The sequence below is a fragment of the Variovorax sp. GW821-FHT10C12 genome (assembly GCF_059415405.1).
The window spans coordinates 2,567,223-2,582,087 of the sequence record NZ_JBWKNE010000001.1 but is presented as its reverse complement, the minus strand read 5'-3'; the positions used below and the strand labels follow the sequence as shown (position 1 = coordinate 2,582,087).

Below are 14,865 nucleotides of genomic sequence, written 5' to 3'. Positions count from 1 at the left end.
CGCGCCGCCGCTAAGCTCGACCCATGCAACTCCCTACCTACGACGACGTCATCGCCGCGGCCGCGCGGCTCGAAGGCCATGCCCACCGCACGCCGGTGCTGCAATCGACCACCGCCAACGAGCGCTGGGGCGCGCAGTTCTTCTTCAAGTGCGAAAACTTCCAGCGCATGGGCGCGTTCAAGTTCCGTGGTGCGTTCAATGCGCTGTCGAAGTTCGATGCCGCGCAGCGCCAGGGCGGCGTGATCGCGTTCTCGTCGGGCAACCACGCGCAGGCCATCGCGCTGTCGGCACGCCTGCTGTCGATGCCGGCCGTGATCGTCATGCCCAAGGACGCGCCCGCCGCCAAGGTCGCGGCCACGAAGGGCTACGGCGCCGAAGTGGTGATGTACGACCGCTTCACCGAAGACCGCGAGGCGCTGACGAAGCGGCTCGCGCAGGAGCGCGGCATGACGATGATTCCGCCCTACGACCATCCTGACGTGCTCACGGGGCAGGGCACGGCGGTGAAGGAGCTCATCGAAGAGACCGGCCCGCTCGATCACCTCTTCGTGTGCCTGGGCGGCGGCGGGCTGTTGTCGGGCTCGGCGCTGTCGGCGCGTGCGTTGTCGCCCGCCTGCAAGGTCTACGGCGTGGAGCCCGAGGCCGGCAACGACGGCCAGCAGTCGCTGCGCGCCGGGAAGATCGTGCACATCGACACGCCCAAGACCATCGCCGACGGTGCGCAGACGCAGCACCTGGGCGAGTACACCTTCGGCATCATCCAGCGGGATGTGGACGACATCTTCACGGTGACCGACGAGCAGCTCGTCGAGGCGATGCGCTTCTTCGCGGAGCGCATGAAGATGGTGGTGGAGCCGACGGGGTGCCTCGCGTTCGCGGGTGCGATTGCTGCGGCGAAGGCCATCGAAGGCCAGCGCGTGGGCATCGTGATCAGCGGCGGGAACGTCGATCTGTCGCGCTACGCGTCGCTGATCGGCTGAGTTTTCTTTTCAGGCCCGGATACCGCTCGCCGTCAGGTGCAGCAACCGGTCCGCGCGCGCCGCCGCGCTCTCGGAGTGCGTGACCAGCACCAGCGAGGCGCCGTGCTCGCGCGTCTGGCCGATCAGCAGGTCCATCACCTTCGCGGCGGTCGATGGGTCGAGGTTGCCGGTGGGTTCGTCGGCCAGCAGCAGCGCGGGCCGGTGCACCAGCGCGCGGGCGATGGCCACGCGCTGCAGCTGGCCGCCTGAGAGCGTCTGCGGCAGCCGCGCGCCCATGCCGGGCAGGCCGACGGCCTCCAGCATGTGGGCCACGCGCGCGTCTTCGCGCGGGCGGCCCAAGAGCATCAGCGGCAGCGACACGTTCTGCGCCACGTCGAGGTGCGGCAGCACATGAAAAGCCTGGAACACGAAGCCCACGTGCTGGCGCCTCCACAGCGCGCGGGCCTCGCCGTCGAGCGCGCCGATGTCGGTGCCGTTGTGCGACACGCTGCCTTCGTCCCAGCTGTCGAGGCCGGCCATGCAGTTGAGCAGCGTCGACTTGCCCACACCCGATTCGCCGACGATGGCGACGAACTCGCCGGGCGCGACCTGCAGGCTCACGTGTTCGAAGACGGGCGCATCGCCGTAGTGCTTGCCGAGGTTGGAGAGGTGCAGCGTCATGCGGGTGACGCCGAACCAGCGATCTGCGCGATGTGCCGCACGGCGGCCTGCACCGCGTCGGGTGCGTCGCAGGCGATCACGGTGCGTTGCGGCATGCTGCGCAGCCAGGTGATCTGCCGCTTGGCGAGCTGGCGCGTGGCGGCGATGCCGCGTTCGCGCAGTTCGCCCAGCGCCTTGGCGTCGGGCGGTGCGTCGCCGCAGGCGTCGAACATCTCCCAGGCCTGGCGGTAGCCGACGCAGCGCATCGAGGGCAGGTCGGGCGACAGGTCGCCGCGCGCGCGCAGCGCCTTCACCTCGTCGAGAAAACCGGCCGCGAGCATCGCGTCGAAGCGCTCGGCGATGCGCCCGTGCAGCCAGGCGCGGTCTTCGGGTTCGAGCGACACGAGCACGCCGCCGTCGACGGCCTTGGCGGCCTTGGTGTCGCTCGCATGGAAGCTCGACAGCGGCTGGCCGCTGCTTTCCCACACCTCGAGCGCGCGCTGGATGCGCTGGCTGTCCTGCGGCGCGAGCCGCGCGGCGGTGACGGGATCGACCTGCGCCAGCCGCGCATGCATGGCGGGCCAGCCGAGCGCGGCGGCTTCGGCATCGAGGCGCGCGCGTACGGCGGGGGCGGCGGCGGGCATGGCGTCGATGCCGTCGAACAGCGCCTTGAAGTACAGCATGGTGCCGCCCACGAGCAGGGGCAGCGCGCCGCGCGCGCGGATGGCGTCGATGAGCCTTGTGGCGTCGGCCACGAAGGCGGCGGCGCTGTAGCTGTCGCGCGCATCGAGGATGTCGATCAGGTGGTGCGGCACCGCGGCCTGCTCGGCGGCGGTGGGCTTGGCGGTGCCGATGTCCATGCCGCGGTAGACCAGCGCCGAGTCGACGCTGACGATCTCGACCGGCTGCAGCCGGGCCACGGCCAGGGCGACGGCGGTCTTGCCGGACGCGGTGGGGCCGGCGAGCGCGATGTAGCGCGGGGGAACAGGGGAAGCGGGGGGCATGCGTCGAGGGTAGCAAATGGCACGCGCCGGGCCGCTGCATGGGGCTTGTCTGGGACGCCGGGCGGCTGCCCGGGGCTTGCCTGCGACGCAGTGCTCAGGCGACGGCGGTCGCGTCCCGCATCCGCCGGATGTCGCGCAGCGGCGGCGCACCGAACAGGCGCGCGTACTCGCGGCTGAACTGCGAGGCGCTTTCGTAGCCCACGCGCACGCCGGCCGTGCCCGCGTCGATGTTCTGGTTCAGCATCAGCTGCCGCGCTTCCTGCAGGCGCAGCTGCTTCAGGTACTGCATCGGGCTCATGCCCGTCACGGCGCGGAAGTGCTGGCGGTAGGTCGACGGGCTCATGTGCGCGGACGCGGCCAGCTCGTCCGCCTGCACGGGCTTCCTGAAATTCATCTTGAGCCACGCCAGGCTCTGCGCCACCTGCTGGCAGGGCGAGCCGACGGTCACGAGGCGCTGCAGCTGCGGGCCGTGGCGCCCGGCGAGCAGGCGCACGACGATTTCCTTCTGCAGCAGTGGCGCAAGCTGGGGAACGAGCCGGGGCTCGGCCAGCAGCTCGACGAGCCGCGTGACGGTGCCCAGCAGCGTCGGGTCGAGCGCGCCCAGCGACAGGGCGCGCTGGTTGTGGGGCTCCCTGGACGGTGGCGGCAACGCCATCTCGGTCGCCACCTGCACGATGGCGCGCGGATCGAGCCGGATCATGAGGCCCAGGAAGGGCTGCGCCGCGCTGGCGCGGGTGACGTGCGCCACCACGGGCAGGTCGGCCGTGATCAGCAGCGACTGCCCGGCGCCGTATTCATAGATCTCGTCGCCGAGCGCCGCGCGCTTCTGTCCGCCGACGGTGATGCCCAGGCCGAAGCCGTAGATGCAATGCACGGGCTCGGTCGCGGCGCTGCGACGGTGCAGCGAGAGTTCGGGAATGGCGGTGGCGTGGTCGCCGTCGTTTCGGGCAATGCGCCCGACGGCCGCGGCCAGGGCACCGAGGACGGCCGAATCGTCTGGCTGCGTCGGCTGTAGCACTTCCATCTGAATCCTTTCGGGTGCTTGCGCAAAGTCTAGCGGGCGCATCTCATGCGCTTGGCGTTTCCGGCGCAGTCTCGTTGTTTCAGGCAAGAACGCGCGCGGATTGGGCAAGTGGCGGCGGGCGCTTCGTCGGACACTGGCCGCCGTGAAGTCCTGCCGCGCGCGGCGCGAGGACCGTGCTTCCCCTCCACGATGATGAAAAAAGAAATGACCCACGACGAACGACATCCGCATCGCATCACCGCCTCGCTCGTGGCCGCACTGGCCATCGGCGCGAGCATGGCCGGGTCCGCGCCCGCCTTTGCCAGCACCGCGCTGGCGCAGAAGTACGCGTGCGTGGCCTGCCACCAGCCCGCCGTGAAGGTGGTGGGCCCTTCCTGGAAAGAGATCGGCGCGCGCTACGGCGACGGCAAAGGCACCGCCGCGCAGCTGGCGGCCAGCATGAAGGCCGGCAGCTCGGGCAAGTGGGGCGCGATGCCCATGCCCGCGCAAGCCCAGGTCCCCGACGCGGACCTGCAGGCGCTCGCGCAATGGGTGCTCGACGGCGCCAAGTGAATCCGACCCATCCCACCTACCCACGGAGAAAACCCACATGAGCGCGCTCCACGTCAACGGCCGTGACCACACGGTCGACGCCGACCCCGGCACCCCCATCCTCTGGGCCCTGCGCGACACGCTGGGCATGACCGGCACCAAGTTCGGCTGCGGCGCGGCGCTGTGCGGCGCCTGCACCGTGCACATGGACGGCCAGGCCATCCGCTCGTGCATCACGCCCATCGCCGCGGCCGAGGGCAAGAAGATCACCACCATCGAAGCCGTGACCGGCGGCAACGACCGCGTGGGCGCGGCCGTGCATGCCGCGTGGGTCAAGCACGACGTCGCGCAGTGCGGCTACTGCCAGAGCGGCCAGATCATGAGCGCGACCGCCTTCCTGCAGTCGCTGCCCAAGGGCAAGCAGCCCAGCACCGACGAGATCGACTCGGCCATGGCCGGCAACATTTGCCGCTGCGGCACCTACGCCCGCATCCGCGCCGCCGTGGCCGATGCGGCCAAGACCCTCGCCTGAAGGAGCCGACGACATGCTGCCAAACATCGACTACAACGACCTGCCGCGCGCGCTGCAGCGCCTGATGGCCCAGCCTGCGACCGATGACGCCGACGCGGCCGCCACGCTGCCCCGTCGCAGCTTCCTGAAGATGGCCGGCGCCGGCGGCCTCGTGCTCGGCGCTTTCCCCCACATGGCCATGGCGCAGGCCGACGGTCCGGCCAAGGCCGGCGGCGCACTCAAGCCGACGCAACAACCCTCGGCCTTCGTGCAGATCGCGCCCAACGGCGAGGTCACGGTCACCATCAACCGCCTCGAGTTCGGCCAGGGCGTGCAGACCGGCCTGCCGATGATCCTGGCCGAGGAGCTCGATGCCGACTGGGCCCTCGTGCGCAGCCGCAGCGGCACCAACGATGCCGCCTACGCCGACCCATTGTTCGGCATGCACCTGACCGGCGGTTCCAACTCGATCAAGAACAGCTACACGCAGTACCGCGAACTGGGCGCGCGTGCGCGGGCCATGCTGCTGTCGGCAGCCGCACAGCGCTGGAAGGTCGACGTGGCCACGCTGCGCACGCAGGCCGGCACCGTGATCGGCCCGGGCGGGCGCAAGGCGGGCTACGGCGAACTGGCCGAAGCGGCCATGGCGCTGCCGGTGCCCGAGACGGTCACGCTGAAGAGCCCGAAGGACTTCCGCATCATCGGCCGCCCGACCACGCGCCTGGACGCGCGCGCCAAGAGCAGCGGGCGGCAAGACTTCGGCATCGACGTGAAGCAGCCCGGCCTGCTCACGGCCGTGGTGGCGCATCCGCCCGTGTTCGGTGCCCGCCTGGCCTCGGTGGACGACAGCGCGGCGCGCGCCGTCAAGGGCGTGAAGGCCGTGCTGCGCATTCCGCTGGACCGCGGCGCCGAAGGCGTGGCCGTGGTGGCCGACGGCTACTGGCCCGCCAAGCTGGGCCGCGACGCGCTCAAGCTGCAGTGGAACACCGACGCGGTGGAGAAGGTCGACAGCGACAAGCAGCTGGCCCAGTACCGCGAACTGGCCGGCCGCCCCGGCAACCGCAAGTTCGACGCCGACATGGCGCCGCTGGCCGGCGCGCCGCACAAGCTCGAGGCCGAGTTCGTGTTTCCCTACCTGGCCCACGCGCCCATGGAGCCGGAGAACTGCACCGTGAAGCTGTCGGACGGCCGCGCCGAGCTGTGGGTCGGCACGCAGTCCGCCGACCTCGACGGTCAGGCCGCGGCGCGCACGCTGAAGCTCGACCCCGCGCAGGTGAAGGTGAACGTGCAGATGGCGGGCGGCGGCTTCGGCCGGCGCTTCGTGGGCTCGAGCGACTTCGTGGTCGAGGCCTGCGAGATCGCCAAGGCCGCGCGCACCGCCGGCCTGAAAGACGCACCGGTGCGCCTGCTGTGGAGCCGCGAGGACGACATCAAGGGCGGCTACTACCGCCCCATGCACCTGCACCGCGCACGCATCGGTTTCGACGAACGCGGCAAGATCCTCGCGTGGGACCACGTGATCGTCGGCCAGTCGATCACCGCGGGCACGGTGTTCGCCGGCATGATGGTGAAGGACGGCATCGACGCCACGGCCGTCGAGGGCATGCGCGATCCGTACCCCGTGCCGATGCGCCTCACGGTGCACCACCCGCAGGTCAACGTGCCGGTGCTGTGGTGGCGCAGCGTGGGCTCCACGCACACCGCCTTCGTGATGGAAACGCTGATCGACGAGATCGCTCGCACGACCCAGCAGGACCCGGTGGCCTACCGCATGAACCTCTTCGGCGACAAGCACCCGCGCCACCGCGCCGCGCTGCAATTGGCGGTCGACAAGAGCGGCTACGGCAAGAAGAAGTTGGCCGAGGGCCGCGCCTGGGGCGTGGCCGTGCACGAGTCCTTCGAGTCGGTGGTGGCCTATGTGGTCGAAGCGTCGGTGAAGGACGGCCAGCCCGTGCTGCACCGCGTGACCTCGGGCGTGCACTGCAACCTGGCAGTGAACCCGCGCAGCGTGGAAGCGCAGGTGCAGGGCGCCGCGGTGATGGGGCTGTCGACCTGCCTGCAGGGCAGCGCCATCACGCTGAAGGACGGTGTCGTGCAGCAGGGCAATTTCGGCGACTTCAGCGTGGCGCGCATCACGCAGGTGCCCGAGTTCGATGTGCACATCGTGCCCAGCGCCGATGCGCCCAAGGGGATGGGGGAGCCGGGCCTGCCGCCACTGGCGCCTGCCTTCGCCAACGCCGTGGCGCGGCTGACGGGCAAGCCCTTGCGCCAGCTGCCGTTCGACCTGGCCTCAGCCTGACGCGGGCGGGAACGGAACCGGCTGAAAAGCCGGGCTAGATGGCGGCGGGGGCGGGCGTCTGCGCCTCGCCCCGCACGCTCTGCGGCGACAGCGCGGCAGAAGGCGAGGACGGCTGCGAAGGCTGCGGCGACACCAGCCGCGGCTGCGGCCGGTTGTCCGCCACGGTGCTGCTGCCTTCGGGCTTCATGCGGAACAGCTGCGAGAGCGCCGCGCGGTACTGCGTCGCGCCCACCGAGTTGGTGTTGTGGTGCGAGCCGCCTTCGACCAGCACGAACATCTTGGGCACCGTGGCCGCGTCGTACAGCTTGCGCCCGAGCGTCGGGTTGATCAGGCTGTCGGCGGTGCCGTGCACCACCAGCAGCGGCGCGCCGATGTCCTTGACGGTGTTGATCGCCTCGAAGCGCTGCGTGATGAAGGGGCCGAAGGGCAGCCAGCCCCACTTGAAGCTGCTGACCACGTCGGCGATGGAGGTGAAGGTGCTCTCGACGATGGTGCCGCTCTCGTCGTTCACCGTGGCCGCCAGGTCGATGCCGATGGCGCCGCCCAGCGAGTGGCCGAAGATGTAACGGTGTTGGCGCGGATGGCGCGCGGCGAGCCAGGTCCAGGCGGCGCGGGCGTCTTCGCGGGCCGAGGCTTCCGAGGGCAGGCCCTTGGAGCTCTTGCCGAAGCCGCGGTAGTCGATGGCCAGCACCGAGAAGCCCAGCTCGTGCATGCGCTGGATGCGCGGCGCCGAGCCGGCCACGTTGTAGCGCGCACCATGCAGGTACAGCAGCACGGGGGTCTCGGTGGTTTCAGGGGCGCCGCCGAGCCACAGGCCGTGCAGGCGCGCCGGTTCACCGGTGATGGACGATTGAAAGTCGATCCAGACATCCTGCATGCCTTCGGTCATCTGGGCCGAGTTGCCCCAGCTGCGGTCGCTGGGCTGGAAGATCCATTCGCGCTGGCGTTCGTCGAGGGTCGAACAGCCGGCGGCCAGCAGGGCACAGAGCGAAAAGATGGACGCGAGGAGGGGCCAGCGTTTGATCATTGCGTGGAGGGACAGCGAAAGTCGGCCGAAAGTTCATCTGCTTGCTTTCTGAAACGCGTCGGCATCGCGAGTCATATTCCCCCTGTGCAGCGCTCGCCGGCGCCTGGCACGAGACCATGCAACGTGCGTGCCCGCACCGTGGATGACGCTGCAAAACCCTCGAAAACCCTCGAAATGGGCGCTGACAGCGCCGATCTGCCCCGCAGGCCGCGGGGCTCAGCCCGGTGCCGGCTGCACGAAATACACCACCATCCGCAGGTGCCGGTGCGCGTCGACGACCAGTGTTTCGTGGTGAAACTCCAACGGCCCGGTGTCGGTCCTGTCGGCCATCCGTACGCATCCGAGGCCGCGCCGGGCGGTCGCGCTGTCGGGGGTGTCCCACCAGCGGCGGAAGTCGGGCGAGAGTTCTTTCAGGTCTGCGACCAGGCCGAGCATGGCCGGATCGTCGGGGGCGATGGCGAAGTCGTAACGAAATTGCGCCAGCAGCCGGGGCGCATCGTCGCGCCAGGCGGGCAGGCGGCGCCGCAGTTCGGGGTCGGCGAACACCATGCGCAGCAGATTGCGCACTTCGGGTTCGCGCGTGCTGAAGCCGAACAGCGCCTCGGCCGCCGCGTTCCAGGCCACGACATCCCAGCGCAGGTTGCACACGTAGGCGGGGCGGGTCGGCAGGTCGTCCATCAGCTGCTGGATGTGGGGCGTGACCGACACCGGCTGATAGGCCTCGGGCGGCGGCGGGCGCTTGTGGGCCAGCAGGAACAGGTGGCTGCACTCGGCGTCGTCGAGCTTCAAGGCATGCGCCACGCCGAGCAAGAATTTCTGTGACACCTGGATTTCGCGCCCCTGTTCGAACCACGTGTACCAGGTGAGCCCCACACCAGCCATCACCGCGACCTCTTCGCGCCGCAGGCCGGGCGTGCGGCGCCGCCCCTGGGAGGGCAGGCCGACATCGGCGGGCGTGAGCTTGCGGCGGTGCCGGGTCAGGAACTCCGACAGCTCGTTCTTGGTGCGGCTGAGGCTGCGCTCGATCAAGGCTGTTGTCTCCAGTAATAGGATAAACAATTAAATTGTAATGTGATGATCTTGTCCTGAAGATGGGGCTTCCGCAACCCGAACGTGCACACGGAGGCCTCTTTTGACCGCACCTTGCGATTCACTTTCCCTTTCCCACAGCCCTCCCGCTGCGCGGCGCGAAGGCCGCGCAAGCGCCCGCGAATGGACCGGGCTCGCGCTGCTGGCGCTGCCGACCTTCCTGCTCGGCCTCGACCTCACGCTGCTGCACCTCGCACTGCCCGCGCTGGCCCTGGACCTGCGCCCCACGAGCGCGCAGGCGCTGTGGATCGTCGATGCCTACGGCTTCATGATTGCCGGCTTTCTCGTCACGATGGGCACGCTGGGCGACCGCATCGGGCGGCGCAAGCTGCTCATGGTGGGGGCGGCGGCGTTCGGCGTGGCGTCGGTGATCGCGGCCTCCTCGACCAGCGCCAACCAGCTGATCGCCGCGCGTGCCGTGCTCGGCGTGGCGGGCGCGACGCTGATGCCGTCGACGCTGGCGCTCATCAGCAACATGTTCCTGCATCCGCACCAGCGCGCGCTGGCCATCGGGCTGTGGGCGACCATGTTCGCGCTCGGCATGGCAGCCGGGCCGGTGGTGGGCGGCCTGCTGCTCGCGCACCACGGGTGGGGCGCGGCCTTTCTGGTCGCGCTGCCGGTGGTCGGGCTGCTGCTGGTGGCGGCGCCGTTCCTGCTGCCGGAGTACCGCGCGCCGCAGCTGGGGCGGCTCGATCTGCCCAGCGTCGCGCTGTCGCTGCTCGCGTTGCTGCCGATGGTCTACGGCATAAAGCAGGTCGCCAAGGACGGGATTGGCGTCGGTGCCGTGCTGGCGCTCGTCGGCGGACTGGCGTTCGCGCTGGGGTTCGTCCGGCGGCAACGGCGGCTTCGCCATCCGCTGATCGATCTCGACCTGTTCGCCAGCCGCGCGTTCAGCATCGCGCTGGTGGTGTTGCTGGTGGGGCTCGTTGGTGTCGGCGGCACGATGCTGCTGGTGACCCAGTACCTGCAATTGGTGGCAGGGCTGTCACCACTCGCGGCCGGGCTGTGGATGGGCCCGCCGGCGCTCGCCATGGTGGCGGCCGGCATCACGGCACCGCTGCTCGCGCGGCGCATCCGGCCGGGCCATGTGATGGCGGGCGCGCTGGGGCTGTCGGTCGTGGGCTACCTGATGCTGAGCCAGCTCGATCGCACGCCGCATGGCATTGCGCTGGTGACGGCCGCGTTCTCGCTCGTGTACCTCGGGCTGGGCACCATCGCCGCGCTGGGCACCGACCTGGTGGTGGGCGCTGCGCCGCCCGAGAAGGCCGGGTCGGCCTCGGCCTTGTCCGAAACGGTGCAGGAGCTGGGCCTGGCCGTGGGCATCGCCACGCTGGGCAGCCTGACGACGGCGGTGTATCGCACGCGGATGGGCGAGCCGATCGACGGCATGACCGTGGCGCTTCAGCGCGCGGTATCGGACAGCCTTGCAGGCGCTACAGCGGTCGCGCATGAATTGCCCGCTGGCGTGCTCGAACAGGCACAAGCCGCCTTCCTCGCGGGACTGAATGCCGCCGCAGCCACCAGCGCCGTCAGCATCGCGGTCCTGGCGGTGCTGGCCGCCGTCACGCTGCGGCATGTCGGCGTGGCCGCCGATGACGGGCTCAGCGCCCGCGCATGAACAGCGAATCGAGCTCGCGGATCGACAGCTGGCGCCAGGTCGGCCGGCCGTGGTTGCACTGGTCGGAGCGCTCGGTGGCTTCCATCTGGCGCAGCAGGCCGTTCATCTCGTCGATGGTGAGCTTGCGGTTGGCGCGCACCGCGCCGTGGCAGGCCATGGTCGACAGCAGCTCGTTCTGCGCGCGCTGCACCACGGTGCTCGCGTCGTGCTGGCCCAGCTCGGCGAGCACGCTGCGCGCCAGCTCCACCGGGTCGCCGTCGGCCAGCGTGCCGGGCACGGCGCGCACGGCCAGCGTGCGCGCCGAGAAGGGCGTGATCTCCAGCCCCAGCGTGGGCAGCACCTCGGCGCAGGCCTCGGCCGTGGCCACTTCCTGCGGCGTGGCCGCGAAGGTGGCCGGGATCAGCAGCGGCTGGCTCGTGATGGCCGCGCCGTCGAGCTGGGTCTTGAGCCGCTCGTAGACGATGCGCTCGTGCGCCGCGTGCATGTCGACGATCACCAGGCCCTGGCTGTTCTCGGCCAGGATGTAGATGCCCTGCAGCTGGGCCAGCGCGCGGCCCAGCGGCCAGGTGTCCTGGTTCATGACCGGAGCCGCCGTGGGGATCGGGGCCTCGCTGTCGGGCAGTCCGACCGGCGCGCGGAACGACATCGCGGGCGCTTCGGTCTGCCACTGCGACGGGGCCGTGACCGGCGCGTGCCCCTGCTCCTCGGAGCGCCGCGGCCACATCGCCTCGAAGTCGCCGGCGCCGCGCTCGCGCGCCTGGAACGGGATCGCGGGCTGCGACCAGCTCGCGCTCGGCGGCAGCGGGGTCTGCTTGAAGAAGGGCTGCGGCGGTGCATCGGCCGGTGCCAGTGCATCGCCGGCGCGCGGCGCGGCCAGCGCGTCCTCGATGGCGTGGCGCACCGCCTGGTGCACCTCGCGCCCGTCGCGGAAGCGCACCTCGATCTTGGTCGGGTGCACGTTGACGTCGACGCGCGCGGGGTCGATCTCCAGGTACAGCACGTACACCGGCTGGCGCTGGCCGTGCAGCACGTCTTCGTAGGCGCTGCGCACCGCGTGCGACAGCACCTTGTCGCGCACGAAGCGGCCGTTGACGTAGAAGAACTGTTGGTCGTTGCGCGAGCGCGCCGCATCGGGAATGCCGGCACGGCCGACCACGCGCACCGGGCCGCCTTCGCGCAGCACGGAGACGCTCTGCGACACGAAGTCGTCGCTCAGCGCATCGGCCAGCCGCTGCTCGGGCGTGGCGGCGGCGCGCCATTGTTCGATCAACTTGCCGTCGTGCCAGACCGAGAAGCCCACCTCGGGCCGCGCCAGCGCATGGCGGCGCACGGCCTCGATGCAGTGGGCCAGCTCGGTGGCGTCGGTCTTCAAAAACTTGCGCCGCGCGGGCGTGGCGAAGAACAGCTCACGCACCTCGACCGTGGTGCCCACCGAGCGCGCCACCGGCCGCAGCTCGCCGGTGCCGCCGTCGAGCACGTAGGCGCTGTCGGCGCCGGTGAAGCGCGAGAGGATGCTGAGTTCGGCGATCGCGTTGATGGCCGCCAGCGCCTCGCCGCGAAAGCCCATGGTGCCGACCGTTTCCAGGTCGCTCAAGCTGGCGATCTTGCTGGTGGCGTGGCGGCGCAGCGCCACCGTGAGTTCCTCGCGCGGAATGCCCAGGCCGTCGTCTTCCACCGAGATCAGCCGCACGCCGCCCGAGGCCAGCCGCACGGTGATCTGGCGCGCGCCGGCGTCCAGCGCGTTGTCGAGCAGTTCGCGCACCACCGAGGCGGGGCGCTCGACCATTTCACCGGCGGCGATCTGGCTGATCAGCTCGTCGGGGAGTTCACGGATCGGGCGGCGTTCGGCGGGGGGGAGGGAGGAGGGTAGGGCACTCACCGGAAACATTCTAAAAGCGGGGGCGCGGACCAGACTTTCTACAGGGTATCGAGGTGTTCGGGAGGTGTATTTGGCGCGCTTATACCGATCCTCAACCGATCTCATTGGCTTTGGCGAAGGCGAAAACCTAAGCTCCCTCTCGCCAACGTATTCGCACAACAAGAACGCACCGGAGACACCCAGGACACCGCCATGGCCCGCCGCCATGTCGCGCAGGGGGCCGCCGCGCGCGTTCGCCGACCACCCTGAAAGCCGACGCCATGACGACACCCCGCCCCCTGCGCTCCGCCGCCTGGTTCAATAACCCCGAACACAGCGAACTCTCGGTCCTGCACCTGGCCTGGTTCCTGAACTACGGCCTCACCCGCGAAGAACTGCAATCGGGCAAGCCGATCATCGGCATCGCGCAAAGCGGCTCCGACCTCACGCCCTGCAACCGCCACCACCGCGAGCTGTCGCTGCGGGTGCGCGAAGGCATCCGCGAGATGGGCGGCATCGCGATGGAGTTCCCGATGCACCCGATCCAGGAGAACGGCCGCCGTCCCACGGCCGCGCTCGACCGCAACCTGGCCTACCTGGGGCTCGTCGAGATCCTCACCGGCTACCCGATCGACGGCGTGGTGCTGACCACCGGCTGCGACAAGACCACGCCTGCCGCGCTGATGGCCGCGGCCACCGCCAACATCCCCGCCATCGTGCTGTCGGGCGGCCCCATGCTCAACGGCTGGCACGAAGGCCAGCGCACCGGCACCGGCACCACGCTGTTCAAGGCGCGCGAGCTGTTCGCCAAGGGCAGCATCGACTTCCCCGGCTACATCGACCTCGTGGGCTCCACTGTGCCCTCGGCCGGCCACTGCAACGTGATGGGCACGGCCTCGACCATGAACGCCCTGGCCGAAGCCCTGGGCATGAGCCTGCCCGGCTGCGCGGCCATTCCCGCGCCGTACCGCGAGCGCGGCCAGATGGCCTACGAAACCGGCCGGCGCATCGTCGACATGGTGCGCGAAGACCTCAAGCCCTCGGACATCCTCACGCGCTCGGCCTTCGAGAACGCGATCGTCGTCAACTCGGCCATCGGCGGCTCGACCAACGCGCCGATCCACCTCATCGCCATCGCCAAGCACGCCGGGGTCGAACTCAACATCCAGGACTGGGAAAAGGTCGGCCTCGAAGTGCCGTTGCTGCTCGACATGCAGCCCGCCGGCAAGTACCTCGGCGAAGAGTTCTACCGCGCGGGCGGCGTGCCTGCCGTCGTGGCCGAGCTGCACCGCCACGGCCTGATCCGCACCGACGCGCGCACCGTCAACGGCCACACCCTGGCCGTCAACTGCGCCGACGCGCCGGTGAAAGACGCCGACGTCATCCGCCCCTTCGACCAGCCGCTGCGCGAGAACGCCGGCTTCCTCGTGATGTCGGGCAACCTCTTCGACAGCGCGATCATGAAGACCAGCGTGATCTCCGACGAGTTCCGCGCGCGCTACCTGAGCCAGGCCGGCGACCTCGACGCCTTCGTGGGCCGCGCCATCGTGTTCGACGGCCCGGAAGATTTCGAAGCCCGCATCGAAGACCCGTCGCTGGACATCGACGCCAGCTGCATCCTGTTCATGCGCGGCGTCGGCCCCATCGGGCACCCGGGGTCGTCGGAAGTGGTCAACATGCGCGCGCCGTCGCACCTGCTCAAGAGCGGCGTGTCGGCCTTGCCCTGCATCGGCGACGGCCGCCAGTCGGGCACCTCGGGCTCGCCGTCGATCCTCAACGCCTCGCCCGAGGCCGCCGCGGGCGCGGGCCTGGCGCTGCTGCAGACCGGCGACAAGGTGCGCGTGGATTTGAAGGAGCGCACCGTCAACATGCTCGTCGACGACGCGGTGTTGCAAGCGCGCGCCCGTGACCTCGAAGCGAAGGGTGGCTACCCGATTCCCGCGAGCCAGACGCCGTGGCAGGAGATCCAGCGCGCGATGGTGGACACGCTGTCCGAAGGCATGGTGCTGAAACCGGCGACCAAGTACCAGCGGGTGGCGCAGACGGCCGGGATTCCGCGTCGCAACCACTGAGGGCTGCTGCTGTTCAGGGCGCGATCACGCCGACGGGGCACCTTGCTCCGCGAATGTCCCCCGCCCTTCGGGCTCCTCCTTGATTTCGCTGCGCAAGGCACCCCATCAGCGTGATCGTTGTTCGCAGCGGTCGTTGATCAGCCGCGAACCGGCGGCGTGCCCTCGTGCGCAGGGCATTGGGTGCTCCCCGCAGCGAAATCAAGGAGGAGCCGA

12 protein-coding genes are annotated in these 14,865 nt (G+C 70.1%); 6 read left to right on the top strand and 6 right to left on the bottom strand.

What is annotated here, in order from left to right:
* Window positions 1-23 precede the first annotated feature (23 nt).
* A complete protein-coding gene (locus AC07OH_RS12145; protein ID WP_495300815.1) occupies window positions 24-980 on the top strand; it encodes a threo-3-hydroxy-L-aspartate ammonia-lyase in 957 nt (318 codons plus the stop codon).
* A 9-nt stretch (window positions 981-989) separates the two neighbouring features.
* Here AC07OH_RS12145 and AC07OH_RS12140 read toward each other — a convergent pair whose 3' ends face one another.
* The 3 genes from AC07OH_RS12140 to AC07OH_RS12130 all read right to left on the bottom strand — a co-directional run bounded on the left by AC07OH_RS12140 (window position 990) and on the right by AC07OH_RS12130 (window position 3,647).
* Window positions 990-1,640 (bottom strand): ABC transporter ATP-binding protein, encoded by a 651-nt coding sequence (locus tag AC07OH_RS12140; RefSeq protein ID WP_495300814.1) that lies wholly within the window; start codon window positions 1,638-1,640, stop codon window positions 990-992.
* On the bottom strand, window positions 1,637-2,623 hold the full coding sequence (gene miaA / locus AC07OH_RS12135; RefSeq protein ID WP_495300813.1) for a tRNA (adenosine(37)-N6)-dimethylallyltransferase MiaA: 987 nt from the start codon (window positions 2,621-2,623) through the stop codon (window positions 1,637-1,639). The genes AC07OH_RS12140 and miaA overlap by 4 nt, the downstream gene beginning before the upstream one ends.
* A gap of 94 nt (window positions 2,624-2,717) precedes the next feature.
* Complete coding sequence (locus tag AC07OH_RS12130) at window positions 2,718-3,647, bottom strand: AraC family transcriptional regulator (RefSeq protein ID WP_495300812.1); 930 nt, start codon at window positions 3,645-3,647, stop codon at window positions 2,718-2,720.
* 204 nt (window positions 3,648-3,851) lie between these two features.
* Here AC07OH_RS12130 and AC07OH_RS12125 point away from each other — a divergent pair, with 204 nt between their 5' ends.
* The 3 genes from AC07OH_RS12125 to AC07OH_RS12115 are packed head-to-tail and all read left to right on the top strand — an operon-like array spanning window position 3,852 to window position 6,988.
* Window positions 3,852-4,199, top strand: a complete 348-nt coding sequence (locus AC07OH_RS12125) for a c-type cytochrome (protein WP_307635475.1) — start codon at window positions 3,852-3,854, stop codon at window positions 4,197-4,199.
* A gap of 37 nt (window positions 4,200-4,236) precedes the next feature.
* The gene (locus AC07OH_RS12120; protein ID WP_070063074.1) at window positions 4,237-4,710 is read left to right on the top strand and encodes a (2Fe-2S)-binding protein; all 474 of its coding nucleotides are present in this window, start codon (window positions 4,237-4,239) and stop codon (window positions 4,708-4,710) included.
* Between the two features lie 13 nt (window positions 4,711-4,723).
* The gene (locus tag AC07OH_RS12115) at window positions 4,724-6,988 is read left to right on the top strand and encodes a xanthine dehydrogenase family protein molybdopterin-binding subunit (protein ID WP_495300811.1); all 2,265 of its coding nucleotides are present in this window, start codon (window positions 4,724-4,726) and stop codon (window positions 6,986-6,988) included.
* 34 nt (window positions 6,989-7,022) lie between these two features.
* On the opposite strand, the gene AC07OH_RS12110 is transcribed toward AC07OH_RS12115, so the two are convergent.
* Complete coding sequence (locus tag AC07OH_RS12110; RefSeq protein ID WP_495300810.1) at window positions 7,023-8,015, bottom strand: alpha/beta hydrolase; 993 nt, start codon at window positions 8,013-8,015, stop codon at window positions 7,023-7,025.
* 216 nt (window positions 8,016-8,231) lie between these two features.
* On the bottom strand, window positions 8,232-9,044 hold the full coding sequence (locus AC07OH_RS12105; RefSeq protein WP_495300809.1) for a helix-turn-helix transcriptional regulator: 813 nt from the start codon (window positions 9,042-9,044) through the stop codon (window positions 8,232-8,234).
* A 103-nt stretch (window positions 9,045-9,147) separates the two neighbouring features.
* Here AC07OH_RS12105 and AC07OH_RS12100 point away from each other — a divergent pair, with 103 nt between their 5' ends.
* Window positions 9,148-10,722, top strand: coding sequence for an MFS transporter (locus AC07OH_RS12100; protein ID WP_495300808.1), 1,575 nt, complete (start codon window positions 9,148-9,150; stop codon window positions 10,720-10,722).
* On the opposite strand, the gene mutL is transcribed toward AC07OH_RS12100, so the two are convergent.
* Window positions 10,706-12,601, bottom strand: a complete 1,896-nt coding sequence (gene mutL, locus AC07OH_RS12095; protein ID WP_495300807.1) for a DNA mismatch repair endonuclease MutL — start codon at window positions 12,599-12,601, stop codon at window positions 10,706-10,708. The genes AC07OH_RS12100 and mutL overlap by 17 nt on opposite strands.
* Before the next feature lie 260 nt (window positions 12,602-12,861).
* On the opposite strand from mutL, the gene AC07OH_RS12090 reads away from it, so the two are divergent.
* On the top strand, window positions 12,862-14,652 hold the full coding sequence (locus AC07OH_RS12090; RefSeq protein ID WP_495300806.1) for an IlvD/Edd family dehydratase: 1,791 nt from the start codon (window positions 12,862-12,864) through the stop codon (window positions 14,650-14,652).
* The last annotated feature ends 213 nt before the right edge of the window (window positions 14,653-14,865 follow it).